Annotated in this window: 20 protein-coding genes and 1 tRNA gene; 5 read left to right on the forward strand and 16 right to left on the reverse strand. The window is 68.1% G+C overall.

From position 1 onward, the window contains the following. Positions 1-4 precede the first annotated feature (4 nt). Complete coding sequence (locus AKG07_RS05515; RefSeq protein WP_053096562.1) at positions 5-874, forward strand: hypothetical protein; 870 nt, start codon at positions 5-7, stop codon at positions 872-874. Positions 875-896: 22 nt separating this feature from the next. Here AKG07_RS05515 and AKG07_RS05520 read toward each other — a convergent pair whose 3' ends face one another. The 4 genes from AKG07_RS05520 to AKG07_RS05535 are packed head-to-tail and all read right to left on the reverse strand — an operon-like array spanning position 897 to position 4,349. Beyond that, positions 897-2,084 carry a glycoside hydrolase family 3 N-terminal domain-containing protein gene (locus tag AKG07_RS05520; RefSeq protein ID WP_053096564.1) on the reverse strand — a complete coding sequence of 396 codons (1,188 nt, stop codon included), beginning with the start codon at positions 2,082-2,084 and terminating at the stop codon, positions 897-899. A 4-nt stretch (positions 2,085-2,088) separates the two neighbouring features. Continuing rightward, complete coding sequence (locus AKG07_RS05525; RefSeq protein WP_053096566.1) at positions 2,089-2,745, reverse strand: SDR family oxidoreductase; 657 nt, start codon at positions 2,743-2,745, stop codon at positions 2,089-2,091. Between the two features lie 57 nt (positions 2,746-2,802). Further along, the gene (locus tag AKG07_RS05530; RefSeq protein ID WP_053099153.1) at positions 2,803-3,867 is read right to left on the reverse strand and encodes an NAD(P)-binding domain-containing protein; all 1,065 of its coding nucleotides are present in this window, start codon (positions 3,865-3,867) and stop codon (positions 2,803-2,805) included. Positions 3,868-3,908: 41 nt separating this feature from the next. Then, on the reverse strand, positions 3,909-4,349 hold the full coding sequence (locus AKG07_RS05535; RefSeq protein ID WP_053096568.1) for a GNAT family N-acetyltransferase: 441 nt from the start codon (positions 4,347-4,349) through the stop codon (positions 3,909-3,911). 107 nt (positions 4,350-4,456) lie between these two features. Here AKG07_RS05535 and AKG07_RS05540 point away from each other — a divergent pair. The 3 genes from AKG07_RS05540 (at position 4,457) to AKG07_RS05550 (ending at position 6,189) form a co-directional block, all read left to right on the forward strand. After that, a tRNA-Ala gene (locus AKG07_RS05540) sits at positions 4,457-4,529 on the forward strand. A gap of 261 nt (positions 4,530-4,790) precedes the next feature. Continuing rightward, complete coding sequence (locus AKG07_RS05545) at positions 4,791-5,873, forward strand: AI-2E family transporter (RefSeq protein WP_233277331.1); 1,083 nt, start codon at positions 4,791-4,793, stop codon at positions 5,871-5,873. Positions 5,874-6,006: 133 nt separating this feature from the next. Next, positions 6,007-6,189, forward strand: a complete 183-nt coding sequence (locus tag AKG07_RS05550; RefSeq protein WP_053099155.1) for a hypothetical protein — start codon at positions 6,007-6,009, stop codon at positions 6,187-6,189. A 61-nt stretch (positions 6,190-6,250) separates the two neighbouring features. Here AKG07_RS05550 and AKG07_RS05555 read toward each other — a convergent pair whose 3' ends face one another. The 11 genes from AKG07_RS05555 to rplU all read right to left on the reverse strand — a co-directional run bounded on the left by AKG07_RS05555 (position 6,251) and on the right by rplU (position 14,016). Beyond that, positions 6,251-6,508, reverse strand: a complete 258-nt coding sequence (locus AKG07_RS05555; RefSeq protein ID WP_232224447.1) for a hypothetical protein — start codon at positions 6,506-6,508, stop codon at positions 6,251-6,253. 124 nt (positions 6,509-6,632) lie between these two features. Continuing rightward, on the reverse strand, positions 6,633-7,322 hold the full coding sequence (locus AKG07_RS05560; RefSeq protein WP_053096572.1) for an SDR family oxidoreductase: 690 nt from the start codon (positions 7,320-7,322) through the stop codon (positions 6,633-6,635). Between the two features lies 1 nt (position 7,323). Next, complete coding sequence (gene rsfS / locus AKG07_RS05565) at positions 7,324-7,707, reverse strand: ribosome silencing factor (protein ID WP_042537705.1); 384 nt, start codon at positions 7,705-7,707, stop codon at positions 7,324-7,326. Further along, positions 7,707-8,879, reverse strand: coding sequence for a hypothetical protein (locus AKG07_RS05570; protein WP_053096574.1), 1,173 nt, complete (start codon positions 8,877-8,879; stop codon positions 7,707-7,709). The genes rsfS and AKG07_RS05570 overlap by 1 nt, the downstream gene beginning before the upstream one ends. Beyond that, positions 8,876-9,478: a nicotinate-nucleotide adenylyltransferase gene (gene nadD, locus AKG07_RS05575; protein WP_053096575.1), complete on the reverse strand. Its 603-nt coding sequence runs from the start codon at positions 9,476-9,478 to the stop codon at positions 8,876-8,878. Before nadD ends, AKG07_RS05570 begins: the two co-directional genes overlap by 4 nt. A gap of 6 nt (positions 9,479-9,484) precedes the next feature. Then, complete coding sequence (locus AKG07_RS05580) at positions 9,485-9,709, reverse strand: hypothetical protein (protein ID WP_053096577.1); 225 nt, start codon at positions 9,707-9,709, stop codon at positions 9,485-9,487. Positions 9,710-9,775: 66 nt separating this feature from the next. Further along, a complete protein-coding gene (locus AKG07_RS05585; protein WP_053096579.1) occupies positions 9,776-11,029 on the reverse strand; it encodes a glutamate-5-semialdehyde dehydrogenase in 1,254 nt (417 codons plus the stop codon). Positions 11,030-11,038: 9 nt separating this feature from the next. Further along, the gene (proB, locus tag AKG07_RS05590; RefSeq protein WP_053096581.1) at positions 11,039-11,824 is read right to left on the reverse strand and encodes a glutamate 5-kinase; all 786 of its coding nucleotides are present in this window, start codon (positions 11,822-11,824) and stop codon (positions 11,039-11,041) included. Further along, positions 11,821-13,323 (reverse strand): GTPase ObgE, encoded by a 1,503-nt coding sequence (gene obgE, locus AKG07_RS05595; RefSeq protein WP_053096582.1) that lies wholly within the window; start codon positions 13,321-13,323, stop codon positions 11,821-11,823. Before obgE ends, proB begins: the two co-directional genes overlap by 4 nt. Positions 13,324-13,430: 107 nt before the next feature. Beyond that, positions 13,431-13,688 carry a 50S ribosomal protein L27 gene (gene rpmA, locus AKG07_RS05600; protein ID WP_028501603.1) on the reverse strand — a complete coding sequence of 86 codons (258 nt, stop codon included), beginning with the start codon at positions 13,686-13,688 and terminating at the stop codon, positions 13,431-13,433. 19 nt (positions 13,689-13,707) lie between these two features. Further along, a complete protein-coding gene (rplU, locus tag AKG07_RS05605) occupies positions 13,708-14,016 on the reverse strand; it encodes a 50S ribosomal protein L21 (protein WP_072591411.1) in 309 nt (102 codons plus the stop codon). 211 nt (positions 14,017-14,227) lie between these two features. On the opposite strand from rplU, the gene AKG07_RS05610 reads away from it, so the two are divergent. After that, a complete protein-coding gene (locus tag AKG07_RS05610) occupies positions 14,228-14,494 on the forward strand; it encodes a DUF4031 domain-containing protein (protein ID WP_053096584.1) in 267 nt (88 codons plus the stop codon). Here the strand turns inward: AKG07_RS05610 and AKG07_RS05615 are convergent. After that, on the reverse strand, positions 14,459-16,996 hold the full coding sequence (locus AKG07_RS05615) for an Rne/Rng family ribonuclease (protein WP_053096586.1): 2,538 nt from the start codon (positions 16,994-16,996) through the stop codon (positions 14,459-14,461). The genes AKG07_RS05610 and AKG07_RS05615 overlap by 36 nt on opposite strands. Between the last annotated feature and the right edge of the window lie 196 nt (positions 16,997-17,192).

A 17,192-nucleotide genomic window follows, 5' to 3' on the forward strand; every position in this document is an offset into this window, starting at 1 on the left:
GACCATGACGCTGGCGCGGACCGACTGGCTGGAACGCGAACGAGCGCACCAGACGAGAGCCGACGCCCTCACGGCTGAGCATCGGGAACGAGCCGCGCGGGGCGAGAAGCACCCGGTATGGGACTTCCTGTTCACCTATTACAGCTACAAACCCGCGCAGCTGCGTCGGTGGCACCCCGGCGCCGGGGTCGAGCTCGAGGAGGCCGACGAGCGGCTGACCTGGCGGTGGTACTCCCCCGGCGCGACCAGAGCCGGTGCGGTGCCGGATGCCGCTGCCTTCGCGCGCGAGAAGGCAGACCTCGTTGGCCTCATCGAGCGGATGCTGCGTCGCACCGCCTCTCGACCCGGGCAGTTCGGATGCTTCGGACTGCATGAGTGGGCGATGGTCTATCGAGCGGACGAGCACAGACACGCGGTGCCCCTGCGTCTTGGGCAGGACGCAACGGATCTGGTCGTCGAGAGCCATGACCTCAGATGCACCCACTTCGATGCCTTCCGGTTCTTCACACCCGCGGCCGTGCCTCGCAACCGCACGGAACTGACCCGCGACGAGCAGCCCCTGTTCGAGCAGCCGGGATGCCTTCATGCCGGCATGGACCTGTACAAATGGGCGGTCAAGCTGGGCCCCCTCGTGCCCGGCGAACTTTTGCTCGACACCTTCGAGCTCGCAAGAGACATCCGCCTTCTCGACATGCAGGCCGCGCCGTACGACCTGGCACCGTGGGGCGTCGAGCCCGTACCGATCGAGACGACCGAGGGCAAGGCGGAGTACGTCCGCCGGCAGCGCGTGTTCGCAGAGCGCGGTGGGCATCTGCGCGGCGAGCTGCTGCATGCCTGGCTCGGCTCCACCACCGCCGTCACGCTCGCGGGCTGACCGGCGTGAGCGGGCTGAACGATCAGTCCGCCGGCTCGCACTCCGGGCACGGTGCCCAGTCGGTGGTCGCCGACGTCGACTGCAGGCGCAACGTCATCACGCGGGTGGCCGCGTCGGCGAGCCGATCGGCGGGCAGCACCCCCGCATCGACCGCATCCGCGAGCCCGCGGACGATCTGGCCGGCGGTGTCGGGAGTCGAACCGGCGATCATCAGCACGAGGTCGCTCCCGGCGACGACCGCCGACACGGCGTTCGTCACAGGGTCGGCGTACTCGGGAATCCCCGAGGACTGCAGCATCCCGAGGTCATCGGTCACGATCACGCCGTCGAATCCCAGTTGTTCACGGGCGATCTCGTGCCAGCGCGCCGACAGAGACGCGGGAGCAGGATCGATCGAGGTGTAGGCCAGGTGGCCGAACATCAGCAGAGAGGCACCGGCCTCGATACCTGCAACGAAAGGCACCGCGTCCGTGGAACGCCACTCGTCGATGGTCTCGGCTGTGGCGGGGACAGCACTGTGGGAGTCGCCCGGCGCCGCCCCGTGACCGGGGAAGTGCTTCAGCGTGGAGGCGATGATCTGCTCTTGCGCCGTGGTGGCGGCAGCTACTCGCTCGGCGGCCGTCTGGGGGTCGGTGCCGAGTGCCCTGCCGTAGATGAATGACGACGGGTCGGACGTCAGGTCTGCGACCGTGCCGAAGTTCACAGTGATCCCCGCTCTCGCCACCAGCGCCGCGCGGGCGGAGAACGCCGACGACGTGTCGGAGACCGGCTGCGATTTCAAGACGGTCGAGGCGGGGAAACCATCGCCGACGAGGCGCGACACGATCCCGCCCTCCTGATCGACCGCCACGAGCGGAGGCAGCGCGGGGTCGACCGTGAGAGCAGACGTGAGGGTCTGGAGCTCGTCGTCGGTCGCCGGGATGTTCGCTCCCATCAGGATGAAACCGCCCAGGCCCTGCTGCATGTAGGCGCGGAGCGCTCCAGCATCCGTCGTCGGGATGTGCCCCATCACGACGCTCGCCGCCTGCTCGACCGTCGTCATCTCGGCGACGAGAGCCTCGGCGTGCTCGCCGATCGCTGGTGAGGAGATCTGCGCATGGGCGAGACCGCCCTGCACCGAGCCGACAGCCGCGGCAGAGGCCGGTCCGGCCGCCGTCGCGAGGGCGACGAACGCCGCGGCACTGACCGCTCCGAAGCGACGTCGCAGCATGAGGTCAGGTGGTGAGAGCGTCGGCGATGGGCACGCCGGAGTCGGCCGTGCCGTTTCCGAATCGGATGGTGCGGCCGAACGTCGAGGGGTTGCCGAGCGATTCTGCGATCACAGCCGCCACATCGGCGCGCGCGACCTCGCCCTTGCCGTCCGGGTCGAGCAGGATACGGCCCGTCGGCTCATCGAACGTGAGCGTGCCGGGGCCGAGGATCGTGCCGTCGAGGTCCGTCGATCGCAGGTGCTCGTCCGCCGCCCACTTCGCATCCGCGTAGGCGAAGAACCCGTCGTCCTCAGCCACTCCGTGATCGGCCTTCGAACCGATCCACGAGACCATGACATAGCGCATGACGCCCGCCGCCTCTGCGGCATCCATGGTGCGGATCGCCGCGTCACGATCGACGGCGTACGTGCGATCCGCGGAACCCCCACCGGCCCCGGCCGACCAGACGACGGCATCGTGACCGCGGATGATCTCCGCGAGTTCAGACGTGTCGAGGGTCTCGACGTCGGCGACGAGCGCATGCGCCCCTGTCGCCTCGACCTCCGAGACGTGGTCGGGATTGCGGATGACCGAGGTGACCTCGTCACCCCGCTCGACGAGAAGAGGAGCGAGAAGCAGTGCGATGCGGCCGTGGCCGCCGAAGACGATGATTCGCGACATGTCTTCACCCTACGCGCCCTCGCCGACGTCGGCTCGGGACGAACGGGCCGAGATCGCTCAGGGGCTCCGGACCGATGCGACGGCCAGCGCCCGCTGGACGCCCTTCGCCGCTGAGCGTCCCGCCCTGTTCGCACCGATCGTGCTCGCCGACGGACCGTAGCCGACGAGCTGGATCCGCGGGTCCTGCACCGCGGTCGTCCCCCGCCCGCCGCGGTCGAGCTGGATGCCCCCGGCCGCGCTGCGGAGGTGCAGCGGCGCGAGGTGCGCGATCGCCGGGCGGAACCCCGTCGCCCAGAGGATGACGTCGACCCGCTCGAAGGTGCCGTCGGCCCAGCGGACGCCGTCCGGCTCGATGCGCGAGAACATCGGGCGGCGAGCAGCGTAGGCGCCGAGCCTCTCCGCCTCCCGTTCCTGCGGCCGCAGCATGAGCCCTGTGACGCTCACCACGCTCTCGGGAGGCAGCCCCTGGGCGACCCGTCGCTCGACGAGCGCGACAGCGGCTGCTCCTGCTTCGGGCGTGAAGTCGTCGCTGCGCCACACCGGCTCACGCCGCGTCACCCAGAGTGTGTCGGTGATCGGCGCCAGAGCTCCGAGGAACTGGACAGCCGACGCGCCCCCGCCGACGACGAGGACGCGCTTGCCCACGAAGTGCTCTGGTCCCGGATAGTCGACCGTGTGCAGCTGCTCGCCGAGGAACGTCTCCATCCCCGGGTAGTGCGGCAGGAACGGATGCGTCCACGTCCCGGTCGCGTTGACGAGCGTCCGACTGCGCCATTCCTGTTCCCCCGCGCGCACGACCAGGAGGCCGCCCTCGTCGACCACCCGGTCGACTCCCACGGGCCGGATCACCGGCAGGCGATGAGCGCGCTCATACGCCGCGAAGTATGCCGGCACGGCCATATTGGCGCGCTGCCCGTCTCGCGGCGGTGGAGAATCCCCCGGCAGCTCCGCCACTCCGTGCACGTCGCGCATCGTCAGAGCATCCCACCGGTGCCGCCATGCGCCTCCGGGCTCGGAGTCCGAGTCGAGCACGACATGACCGATGCCCAGACGGGTCAGATGAAAGGAGGCCGACAGACCGGCCTGACCGGCGCCGATCACGACGCTGTCCAGGATGCTCACGATGATGACAACACCCGCGATCACGCGGTTGTTCCGGGGCGTCAGAGGGCGATCTGGTAGTGCGTGTACCCGGTGTGCGTCGCCACGCTGTCGTAGAGCGCGCGGGCTGTCATGTTGGTCTCCTGCGTCAGCCAGTAGACCTTCTCGCACCCGTTCTCGACAGCCCAGGCACGCACGTGGGCGATCAGCAGCCGCCCCACCCCGGAGCCTCGGGACTCGCCGTCGACATAGAGGTCTTCGAGGTAGCAGTAGGGCGACGTGCTCCACGTCGCCGGGTGCGTGAGCCAGTGCACGATGCCGATCGCACGCCCGTCGCCGTCGCGCGCGACCGCTCCGTGCAGATCCCGCCCCTCGACGATCCGCCGAAACGACTCTGTCGTGATCTCGTCAGGGAGCTCCGTGCCGTAGAAGGTCAGATACCCGCGCCACAGACCGCACCATTCGTCGAAGTCGGCCTCTACGGTGGCGGTGATCGTCGTCATGCGGTCAGCCTAATGCGACGCGCCCGGGGGCCCCGCGCCGATTGGTGTTGCGCGCGATCCGTGTAGTACTCTGTTCAAGTTGGTTCGAGCAGTGAGGAAGCAGTTCTGGGCCTGTGGCGCAGCTGGTAGCGCACCTGCATGGCATGCAGGGGGTCGGGGGTTCGAGTCCCCCCAGGTCCACCCGATAGAAGGCCCCGCGAGAGATCGCGGGGCCTTCTTCTCGTTCTTCCGACACACCGGCGCGCGCGGGCGCCCTCGTCATCGGCGAAGAGCCGCCCACGGCAGAGCGCCAGGGACTTGCCATCGTCCGCTGCGCCGGATAGAAAGGCCAGGCCGTCTTCGTCACCGAGACGGTCTTCGACGAGGTGGAGGACGCACGTGCTGGGACTGTTCCGACGACCGGAGACCATGTCATCGTCTCTGTCAGACGCGTCGACCCCGATGACGGAGACGCGACTGTGGTCGCGGGGATTCGGCCTCGCCGCCACACGGAGTCTGCAGACCCTCTCGGTGCTCGCCCTGGTCGCCATCGGCGTGCTGGTGATCACGCAGCTCTCTCTCGTGTTCATCCCCGTGACGATCGCGCTGATCCTCGCCTCGGCCATCCACCCGCTCGTCGCGTTCATGCGGCGTCGCGGAGTGCCGTCGATCCTCGCCACCTGGATCGCGCTGATCGGCATCCTCGCGATCCTCGGCGGCATCGTCTGGGTGATCGTGCTGACGGTCCGTTCCCAGTGGGACGATCTGATCGAGTCGGCCACCGACGGCGTGACACAGGTGACGACCTGGCTCGACACCCTGCCTTTCGACATCGCATCGATCGATCTCGACGAGGTGTGGGCAGGAGTCGGCGACTTCCTGACCAGCGCCTCGTTCGGACGCGGAGCTCTCGCGGGGGTCTCGGCCACTGCGAGCTTCTTCACCGGTCTCGCGCTGATGATCGTCGTGCTGTTCTTCTTCCTCAAGGACGGACCGCGCATCTGGGAGTTCCTGCTCCGTCCCTTCACCGGGAACAGCTATGAGCGTGCGCGCCGCATCGGCGACAAGACCGTCGACGTCTTCGGAGGCTACATCCGCGGCACGTCGATCGTCGCCGCCGCCGATGCTCTCGGCATTGGCATCGGCTTGGCGATCCTGCAGATCCCTCTTGCACTCCCCCTCGCCGTGATCGTCTTCCTGACGGCGTTCATCCCCCTGGTCGGCGCAACCGCCGCCGGGATCCTCGCGGCTCTCGTGGCGCTCGTCACGCACGGCCCGGTGGCAGCCCTCATCGTCGTCGGCATCGTCGTGCTCGTGAATCAGCTCGAGGGCAACTTCCTTCAGCCGGTCGTGATGGCCCGTTCCCTCGAGCTCCACGCTCTCGTGATCCTCCTCGCCCTGACCACGGGCACCATCCTCGGAGGCATCGTCGGCGCGGTGCTCTCGGTGCCGATCGCCGCTGTCGCCTGGGGCATCATCACGGTGTGGGACGGCCCGCACACCCCTGCGAAGCCGTTCCGCAAGAAGCGCCCCGAAACGGTGTGACGCCGCCGACCCATCGAGTGCCGCAGAATCGTCGCACCGCCGGATACTCCTCCGGACCTCGGTCGTCAACCCACTCCCTGTCTGTGCACGCCCGACCTATCGTGGCGCGCACATCTCACGAGAGGAGTCGATGATGACCAACAACCCGATACCGCCGCTGGTCCCCCGCCCGGACGACGAAGGAGAGATCGACGGCGTGCCTCACCGCGACGTCGACGGCGAGCCCGTTCTCGACACGGATGCGGATGCCGACCAGGTCGACGGCGCCGCGGCCGACCGCCTGGCGTCGGAGAAGCCGCTGGGCGAGGACTCCTGAGTCCTCGCCCAGCACGCCCCTGCGCGGCAGGCCCCTCCCCGGGTCCTGCCGCGCAGCCTGTTCAGGTCGCCAGAAGAGGGGGCAGGTGCGGGATCGCGATGGGCCTCGTCGCCCGGCTCGAATCCTGCACTCGCGTCACCTCTTCGAGAACTTCGTACGCGGTCGTGTATCGCACTGCCAGAGGCAGGTCGCGAAGCCACACGACCTCGACCTCGGTGTCCGCGTACTCGTAGACGCATGCCACCACGTGCCGCGGATCGTTCGTCTCGTATCGTCGGTCGTTGATCACCCACTCCGACGGTGTGACGCGATGCAGCACGTATCTAGGATCTGGATCTCCGGACATGTGATTCCCTCCAAGACTCTCTCCCCACTCAAGATCATCCCCGCTCCGACCGAAAGGTCACAGGGGCTTGACAGCTGAGACGAGAGACTTCAGGGGGTCACGCCCGAGGGCGGATGGTCAGATCGGTGAGAGCGGCGTCGTCCGGCAGGTCGAGCGCGGTGAGGATCGTCGTCGCGACGGAATCCGCCGTGATGAACCGCTCCGGATCGTAATCCCGCCCTTCCTGCTGGTGCACTCGCTCCTGCATGGGGGTCGCGGTGCGTCCGGGGTAGATCGATGTGACCCGCACACCATGCTCGCTCTCCTCGGCCCGCAATGCGTCGGCGAGAGCCTTGAGTCCGTGCTTCGATGCGGCATACGCCGACCAGCCGGCGTGCGCGTGCAACCCCGCACCGGAGTTGACGAACACGATCCGAGCGCGAGAGACGCGCAGCACAGGGAGGAGCAGACGGGTGAGCTCGGCAGGCCCCACGAGGTTGACCGCGAGCTGGCGCTCCCAGAGATTCGCCGGAAGGTCGGCCACGGGTCCGAGGTCGACGACGCCCGCCGCGTGCACCAGCGAGTCGATGCGCTCGGGAAGCGCCTGCTTCGACAGGGCCCACGACAGCCTGCCGGGTTGCGCGAGGTCGCCGACGACGGCCGAGGCTCCTGGCAGCGCCGCGGTGATCTCCTTGGCGCGCCCGGCATCGCGGGCGAGCACCACGACCTGATCGCCCCGATCGAGGAGGCGGCGCGCGACGACCGCGCCGATGCCGGATCCGGCGCCGGTGATCAGGTGGACGGTCACGTCAGTCGCGGTCTGCTGCGGCGGAGTCTGCGAGCTCGAACGGCACGACGGGGCAGTCCTTCCACAGACGCTCGAGGCCGTAGTAGACGCGCTCTTCCTGGTGGAAGACGTGGACGATCAGATCGCCGAAGTCGAGGAGAACCCATCGGGCCTCCGCGCGACCTTCGCGGCGGACCCGCTTGTGACCGGCTTCGATGAGCTTGTCCTCGATCTCATCGGCGATGGCGGCGACGTTGCGCTCGCTGTTTCCGGTGACGAGCAGGAAGATGTCGACGAGCGGCAGAGGCTCCGAGACGTTGAGCGCGACGAGATCCTCACCGCCCTTCGAGACGGCGGCGTCGGCCGCGAGCTGGAGCATCTCTTCGGCGGTTTCAGGTGACTGCATCAGAACACATTCGTGGTGAAGGCGACGATCAGGGACACGCCCAGCGCGAGCGCGAGACCACCCGCCACGATCGCGAGGATGAGCATGAGTTTGTTGCCCTTTTCGGGGGCGGGCGGGCGGATGACCTCGCCGGCGGGCTTGATGGTGCTGACGGCCGCGCTGGCGGCGATCGGCGTGGGCGAGGATGCCGGGGGCAGTTCGCCGTCGATGAGCACGGCGTCCACGTCCTTGCCGTCCGTGGTGCCGTGCGCGTGGCCCTGTGAGCCGAGTCCCTTGGGAAGTTCGTAGGAACCGGTCACGAGGATCTCCCCCGTGGAGGCGACGGGGCCTGAGAGCGACCCCTCTCCCTGGGAGGGGTTGAAGATGAGGGTGTTCGGAGCGAGATGCTGAGAACCGGTCGAGTCGCCGACGGTCAGCAGCTCGTCGAACGACGGCGAGAAGGGCTTCCGTGTCTCCGCGTCGTCGCTGAGCAGATCCTGACCGAAGGCGGAGTTGACGACGGGGCGCTCCCCGTCCGCGATGTCGTCGTCGACGTCGTCCACATCCGCCAGAACGTCGCCTGCGTCGACCTCGTCGGTCGCTTCTGCATCGATTCCGAGCTCCGCGACGGCGGCACTCGTGTCGCCCGCGCCGGAGGTGACCGGCTCGCGGTCGTCGTCCGTCGTGTCGAGGTTCGTCGAGGCGCTGACCGGTGCGGGCAGGTCCGCCGCAGCCGGGTCGTCGTCTTCCTGGTCATCGTCGTCAACGACATCGGAGTCGTGGACATCGGAGTCGTGGACGTCGGAGTCGTGGGCCTCGGCCGCGGGGACCTCGACGGGCGGAACCTCGTCGGTCGAGTCCGCATCATCCGCACTGTCCGGCGCGTCGGACTCGTCAGCGTCGCCGACGGGAACGGATCCGGTCATGGAGCGTTCGCGCTCGCGAACCTGGCGACGCGTCAGCGGCGTGTTCCCCGGCTCGGTCTCGCCGCGGACGGCCGGTGCCGACGGCGCAGCGGGTTCGGTCTCGGCGGCGTCCTGCTCCTCGGGCGGCGTTGCGGCGGGCGGAGTCGCGACCGCAGCGGCAGCAGCAGCCTCCTCCGCCGAGATGACCGGTGTGGAGCCGGTCAACCGGATCTCACGCAACTGCTTTCGCGTCAGCGGACCCTGTTCCTGCCGATCCGATGTACTCATGCCTTGCTCCGATACAGATGATGCTTCGCGATGTATTGAACGACTCCGTCGGGGACGAGGTACCAGACCGGCTCGTCGTCACGGACCCGCGCCCGGCAGGCCGTCGACGAGATGGACAGCGCCGGCACCTCCAGTTGGCTGACGTTGTCGCTCGGGAGGCCGTCAGTGCTCAGGACGTGTCCTGGACGTGAGACCGCGACGAAGTGGGCCAACTCCCACAGTTCATCATGGTCCCTCCAACTGAGAATTTGCGCCACGGCATCGGCACCCGTGATGAAGAACAGCTCGGCGTCGGGCCGCTTCTCCTTCAGGTCGCGGAGGGTGTCGATCGTGTACGTCGGCCCTTCACGGTCGATATCGACTCTGCTCACCGTGAACTGCGGGTTGGACGCCGTCGCGATCACGGTCATCAGGTAGCGGTGCTCACTGGGGGTGACATCCGACTTCTGCCACGGGTGTCCGGTGGGCACGAAGACGACCTCGTCGAGATCGAAGGAGTGCGCGACCTCGCTCGCAGCGACCAGGTGCCCGTGGTGGATGGGGTCGAACGTGCCGCCCATCACACCGATGCGCGCCGGACGCGAGGTCGTGTCGTTCATATGGGCCTAGTGGCCGTGCCCTGCCTCGTGGCCGTCCTTGCCGTGCCTCGCAGCCCAGGCGTCAGCCTTGGCGGAGTGACGGTTGGCGACGTTCTTGTATGACAGCGTGACCAGGCCGAGGAAGGCGAAGACGATGATCGCGATGACGCCGAAGATCAGCGTCTCGAGCTGGACATTGCCGTGGTGCTCGGTTTCGGCAGCGACCATCGCGATCTGTGCGACGAGGTTCATCCTGACTCCGTTTCGTGGCTGGCGGGCGTGGCTCACGAAGAGCCACAGCGCCCCCTAGTCTAGCCCTCAGCCGCGCGTCTGCCCTGCCCCACGCGCCAGCCATTTCGTGCTGGTCAGCTCGGAAAGCCCCATCGGGCCCCTCGCGTGCAGCTTCTGCGTCGAGATCCCGACCTCGGCACCGAACCCGAACTCCCCGCCGTCGGTGAACCGCGTGGAGGTGTTCACCATCACGACCGCCGAGTCGACCTCGGCCAGGAACCGCTCCGCGTTGCGCGAATCCGTCGTGATGATCGACTCCGTATGGCCGGTGCTGTAGCGACGGATGTGGTCGAGCGCGTCATCGAGCGTGTCGACGACCTTGATCGCGATGTCGAGGCTCAGATACTCCGTCGCCCAGTCCTCCTCGGTCGCGGGGATCACGTTCGAGACGAGGCCGACCACCATGTCGTCGCCGTGAATGGCCACGCCCTCACTCTGCAGCGCACTCGCGACCAGCGGGACGAGCCGTGGCGCGGCCTGACGGAGCACGAGGACCGTCTCGACCGCATTGCAGACGCTGGGGCGCTGCACCTTCGCGTTCACGACGATGTCCTGCGCCCAGTCGTCAGGGGCGCTCTCGTCGAGGACGATGTGCACGTTGCCGGCGCCGGTCTCGATCACGGGCACGGTCGCCTCGGTCACGACGGTCTCGATCAGCCCCGCACTGCCGCGAGGCACCAGCACGTCGATGTAACCCCGTCCGTGCATGAGGGCGGTGGCGCCGTCGCGACCGAAGTCGTCGACGGTCTGCACCGCTTCCGCGGTGACGCCTGCCTCCTCGAGTGCCTGGCGCATGATCTCGACGAGCACCGCGTTGGAGTCTCGTGCGGCGCTGCCACCGCGCAGGATCACGGCGTTCCCCGAGCGCAGCGCGAGCGCCGCGATGTCGACCGTGACATTGGGGCGCGCCTCGTAGATCGCCCCGACCACCCCGAAGGGCACCCGCACCTGCTCGAGAGCGACGCCGTTCGGCATCCGGTGCCCTCCGACGACCCGACCGACAGGGTCGGGAAGAGCCGCCACCTGACGGACCGCAGCGGCGAGGGCGGCGACGCGCTTCTCATCGAGGCGCAGTCGGTCGATGAGCGACTCGCCGATGCTGTCAGATCGACCGCGCTCGATGTCTCGGCCGTTGGCCTCGATGATCGCGGCCGCGTTCCCCTCGAGAGCCACCGCGATGGCTTCGAGCGCGCGGGACTTGTCGTCGCTGGTCAGTCTGGCCGTGGCGCGGGACGCCTCTTTGGCACGCTCGAGCCGCACCTGCGGGGTCTGGTCGGTCATCCGCCCAGTCTAGGAGAGCGCGGGCTCGAACCAGGTCCCTATGTCGGCGCCCGCGAGGGCCTTGTCGACGAGGTCGGCGCTGGTCACGAGCACACCGATTCCGGACGCGGCCGCCAGTCGGGCGGCGGACACCTTCGTCGCCGCTCCCCCGGTGCCGACACTGTTGACGACCGTCGAGCCGAACTCGAGGCCTGAGAGATCGGCGTCCGGAGCGACGACGTCGATGGGCTCAGCGGTCGGATCGGACGGCGGCTTGGTGTACAGCGACTCGATGTCGCTGAGAAGCACGAGCGCATCCGCCTCGATCAGCTGGGCCACGAGCGCGCCGAGGCGGTCGTTGTCGCCGAATCGGATCTCCTGCGTCGCGACCGTGTCGTTCTCGTTCACGATCGGCAGGATGCGAAGACCGAGAAGTCGCTCCATCGCCCGTCGCGCGTTGCTGCGCGAGGTCGGATTCTCGAGATCACCGGTCGTGAGCAGCACCTGTCCCGCGACGATGTCGAAAGGACGCAGCGACTCCTGGTAGCGGTACACGAGGATGTTCTGTCCGACGGCGGCTGCGGCCTGCTGAGTGGCCAGGTCCGTGGGGCGAGCATCGAGACGCAGGAACGGGATGCCCGTGGCGATCGCTCCGGAGGAGACGAGGATCACCTCGGCCCCGCGCGCGTGCGCTGCCGCCAGTGCCTCCACCAGAACGGGGATGCGCCAGGAGGACTCCCCGCTGATCGAGGAAGACCCGACCTTGACGACGATCCGTGAGGCTGTGGCGAGATCCGCCCTCGTGCGGGCAGTCACTCCCCGTCCTCGCGGTAGGCCGCGAGCCGCTGAGCCTCGACCTCGGCGCGAGCCTCGGCCTTGGCATCCATGCGCTCGTAGTAGTTCTCACGACGCTCGGAGGTGGTGCGACGCCCGTTGGGGGCGAGACGCGGGTCGGTGCCACGGGGTGCGGTCATCAGCTCGGCCGCAGACGTCATGGTGGGCTCCCAGTCGAAGACGATGCTGTCGCCCTCGCCGATGACGACCGTCGACCCCTGCACGGCACCGAGGCGGAAGAGCTCGTCCTCGACGCCCAGCTTCTCGAGACGGTCGGCGAGGTAGCCCACCGCCTCTTCGTTCTGGAAATCGGTCTGCTGGACCCAGCGCACCGGCTTCTCGCCGAGGATGCGGTAGACGTTGCCGTAGCTTCCGCCCTCGACGCGGATCTCGAAGCCCTTCTTCGGGCCACGCGGGCGAAGGATGACGCGCTCACGCGGGACCTCGGTCGCGGCGAGCTCGGCACGGTGCTGGTCGACGATCTCGCCGAGCGCGTAGGTCAGCGGGCGCAGACCCTCGTGCGAGATCGTGGAGATGTCGAAGACACGGAATCCGCGAGCCTCGAGGTCGGGTCGCACGAGGTCTGCGAGGTCGCGGGCCTCCGGCACGTCGATCTTGTTCAGGGCGATGAGCTGCGGGCGCTCGAGCAGAGGGGTCTGCCCCTCGGGAACCTCGTATGCGGCGAGCTCTCCCAGGATGACATCGAGGTCGGAGATCGGGTCGCGACCGGGCTCGAGCGTTGCGCAGTCGAGCACGTGCAGCAGTGCGGTGCAGCGCTCGACGTGACGGAGGAACTCCAGTCCGAGACCGCGTCCCTCGCTCGCTCCTTCGATGAGTCCGGGGACGTCAGCGACCGTGTACCGCGAGTCCCCTGCCTGCACGACACCGAGATTGGGGTGCAGCGTGGTGAAGGGGTAGTCGGCAATCTTGGGGCGTGCGGCCGAGATCGCACCGATCAGGCTGGACTTGCCCGCCGAGGGGTAGCCGACCAGAGCGACGTCTGCCACGGTCTTGAGCTCGAGGATGACATCGCCCTCGTACCCGGGGGTCCCGAGCAGCGCGAACCCGGGAGCCTTGCGCTTCGGGGTGGCGAGTGCGGCGTTGCCGAGTCCGCCATGCCCGCCCTTGGCGACGACGTAGCGCTCACCGGGCTCGATCATGTCGATGAGCACCTCGCCGGCCGGGTTCTTCACCACGGTGCCGACGGGAACGGGAAGCTCGAGATCCTCGCCCATGAACCCCGCACGGTGGTCGCCCATTCCGGGGCCGCCGTTTCCGGAGCTGCGATGCGGAGAGTGGTGGTACGAGAGGAGCGTTCCCGTCTGGGTGTCGGCGACGAGCACGACGTCGCCGCCATCACCGCCGTTGCCGCCGTCGGGGCCGCCGAGCGGCTTGAACTTCTCGCGGTGCACCGAGACACAGCCGTTGCCGCCCTTGCCCGCGCGCAGATGCAGCGTCACGGTGTCGACGAAGCTGACCATGTCTCTCTCCTCAATTGATGCGGCCTGAGATGTGGACTCGGCCGGAAACGCAGATTCGGGACGGGCCGAAGCCCGCCCCGAATCGGATGACTAGTGTCGTGCTGTGATCACTCAGCAGCGGCGACGATGTTGACGACCTTGCGGCCGCCCTTCGCGCCGAACTGGACCGCACCGGCGGCCAGAGCGAACAGAGTGTCGTCGCCACCACGGCCGACGTTCACGCCGGGGTGGAAGTGCGTGCCGCGCTGGCGGACGATGATCTCGCCGGCGAGAACCTGCTGTCCACCGAAGCGCTTGACGCCAAGTCGCTGAGCGTTGGAGTCACGACCGTTACGGGTGGAGCTTGCGCCCTTTTTATGTGCCATGTCCTGGTCTCCTCGGTCTTTACTTGATGCCGGTGATCTTGACGCGCGTGAGCTCCTGGCGGTGGCCCTGACGCTTCTTGTAGCCGGTCTTGTTCTTGTACTTCTGGATGATGATCTTCGGGCCGCGGAGGTTGCCGATGACCTCTGCCGTGACCTTGACCTTCGCCAGCGAATCAGCGTCGGTGGTCACCGAGGCGCCGTCGACGAGCAGCACTGCGGCCAGCTCGATCTTCTCGCCCTGTGCAGCCTTGACACGGTCGAGCTGAACGATCGTGCCGACCTCGACCTTCTCCTGCCGCCCACCGGCGCGCACTACTGCGTAAACCACTTCATACCTGTTTCGTTGGGGAGCTCGCGGCTCCGAGATCTCACGGGAAGACTGTTGCTTGCATGCATCGCGGGGCGACGGGCACGAACGCAAGACTCTCCGCTCCGACCGTCCAGGACGACGCGGCATACGCACCAAGGGACTACTTTACCGGATGCGGGACACTGTGGCAAAACGTGCCGCCCGGTGTGTCCGGTCATAGGCTGAAGGGATGACCGTTCTCGTCGATGACCCCCTGTGGCCTGCGCACGGGCGCCTGTGGGCTCATCTCGTCAGCGATGACACCCTGCAGGAGCTGCACGACTTCGCGAGGGCGCATGACGTGCCCGCGCGCGCGTTCGATCTCGACCACTACGACGTTCCGGAAGAGATCATCCCCCGGCTCCTCGCCGCCGGCGCACAGCATGTCGGCGGCAAGGAGCTGGTCAGGCGGCTGATCGCCTCAGGACTCCGAATCCCCGCTCGCGACCGGCGCTGACGGCTCGGAGTTCACCGAGACGGGCGTGCCTGTGAGGGCAGCCGTCGAGACGCGGCGACGACCGCGACCCTGACCGGGCGCCTTCGGCTCGGGAAGAGCATCGAGCACCGAATCGAGCAGCGCCTCCGCCGGGGACTTCGGCGACGACTTGCGGTCGGATCCACGCTTCTTGCGAGGCTTCTTGGCGCGCTCCTGCGGTGCGGTCGCTTCCGTCGGCTCAGTCACGGGAGCGACGGCCTCTGCCGGCTCGTCGGCATTCGGAGTGCGCGTCGAGGCTGCGATCTGCGCGAGTGCCGACTTCGCTCCCTCGGGGATGCTGTGCGTCGTCACCGCGGCTGGAGCAGCGCTCTGCGACTGACCGTTGCCGCCGCGCTGGCGACGGTTGGACTGAGAGCTGCCGTTCCCGTTGCCGTTGCCGTTCCCGTTGCTGCTGGAGCGGTGCTTGACGACGGGGTCGTGGTGGACGATGACGCCGCGGCCGGCGCACACGTCGCACGCCTCGCTGAACGTCTCGAGCAGGCCGAGGCCCAGCTTCTTGCGGGTCATCTGCACGAGGCCGAGCGAGGTGACCTCGGCGACCTGGTGCTTCGTCCGGTCCCGGCTGAGGCACTCGATCAGGCGACGCAGAACCAGGTCGCGATTGGACTCGAGCACCATGTCGATGAAGTCGACGACGATGATGCCGCCGATGTCTCGCAGCCTCAGCTGGCGGACGATCTCCTCGGCCGCCTCGAGGTTGTTCTTGGTGACGGTCTCCTCGAGGTTTCCGCCCGAGCCGACGAACTTGCCGGTGTTCACGTCGACGACGGTCATCGCCTCGGTGCGGTCGATGACCAGCGAACCACCCGAGGGCAGCCACACCTTGCGGTCGAGCGCCTTCTCGATCTGCTCCGTGATCCGGAAAGCGTCGAACGGGTCGGTCTCGTCCTCATACGACTCGACGCGCTCGAGGAGGTCGGGTGCGACGCTCTCGAGGTAGGCGCGGATCGTGCGCTGCGCGTCCTCGCCCTGGATGAGCATCTTCGTGAAGTCCTCGTTGAAGACGTCGCGGACGATCTTGACGAGGAGGTCGGGCTCGGCGTGCAGCAGTGCGGGTGCCTGCTGGTTCTCGACCTGCTTGCGGATGTGCTCCCACTGGCTGGTGAGCCGCTGGACGTCACGCGTGAGCTGGTCCTCGGTGGCGCCTTCGGCCGCCGTGCGGACGATCACGCCGGAGGATTCGGGCAGGACCTCCTTGAGGATGCGCTTCAGGCGCGTGCGCTCGTTGTCGGGAAGCTTGCGGCTGATGCCGTTCATCGATCCGCCCGGCACGTACACGAGGTAGCGGCCCGGGAGCGAGATCTGGCTGGTCAGACGCGCGCCCTTGTGGCCCACCGGATCCTTGGTGACCTGCACGAGGACGCGGTCGCCCGCCTTCAGCGCGAGCTCGATGCGGCGCGGCTGGTTGCCGGTCTCGACGCCGTCCCAGTCGACCTCACCGGAGTACAGCACGGCGTTGCGGCCGCGGCCGATGTCGACGAACGCTGCCTCCATGCTCGGCAGCACGTTCTGCACGCGACCGAGGTAGACGTTGCCGATCAGCGATGCGTCCTGGTTGCGAGCGACGTAGTGCTCGACGAGCACGCCGTCTTCGAGGACGCCGATCTGCGTGCGGCCGTTCTTGGAGCGGACGACCATCTTGCGGTCGACCGACTCGCGACGCGCGAGGAACTCCGCCTCGGTCACGACCGGGCGACGACGACCTGCGTCACGTCCGTCGCGGCGGCGCTGCTTCTTCGCCTCCAGGCGCGTGGAGCCCTTGATGGCCTTCGGCTCGGTGATGTACTCCACGACGCGCTGACGGGGCTGGCGCGGTTCATCGCGCTGCTCCCGCGGCTCACGCTGATCGCGAGTGTCGAGGTCGTCCGAACCGCCGCGACGACGGCGGCCGCGACGACCGGCCGGCTCGTCCTGCTCGCGGTCGGCGATGCGGTCGAACACACGCTCGCGACCCGTGCGCGCAGGAAGCGGCAGGACCTCGGGTGCGTAGAAGTGCAGCTGGGTCGAGACCTGCGAGACGAAGACCTCGGGGAGCAGCCCCAGCGAGACGGCGGTGAGGGGCTTGGGCTCCTCCGGCTTCTCGGGTGCGGTCTCGGCAGCGGGCTTCTCGGCAGCGGGCTGCTCGGGTGCGGCTTCGACAGCGGGCTGCTCTGCAGAGGCGTCGGGCGCGTCCTGCGACGGAGCCTCCGCAGCAGCGGCATCCTCAGCCGGGGCATCCTCGACGGGAGCCTCTTCAGCAGGAGTGTCCTCAGCAGGAGCCTCCTCAGCAGGAGCATCCTCAGCGGGAGCCTCCTCCGCAGGAGTCTCCTCGGCCGAGGCGGTCTCGCTCGTCGAACCCTCGCCGTCGTCCGGAGCGTCGGATGCGACAGCCTCCGGAGCGTCGGCGACTACCTCTGCGGGCGCGTCAGCATCCGCAGTGAAGTCGAGGGTAGGGGCGTCGTAGTCATTGTTCTCATCGGCCATCTCTGGCTTGCTCCTCGCGCGGACACTTCGTGTTCCGCTAACTCTCATGCGACACCCGCAGGTGTCGCGAACTCATTCGGTGTGCGACCGGCCCATGGCTCTGATCACGAGGGGCATACGGCCCCGAAGTCTGCGTCGATGCGCGCCACGACGGGGTCGAGCGATGCATCACAGGCCATTATCGCACCAAGTGCCC

The organism is Microbacterium sp. CGR1 (assembly GCF_001266755.1).
GTDB lineage: Bacteria > Actinomycetota > Actinomycetes > Actinomycetales > Microbacteriaceae > Microbacterium.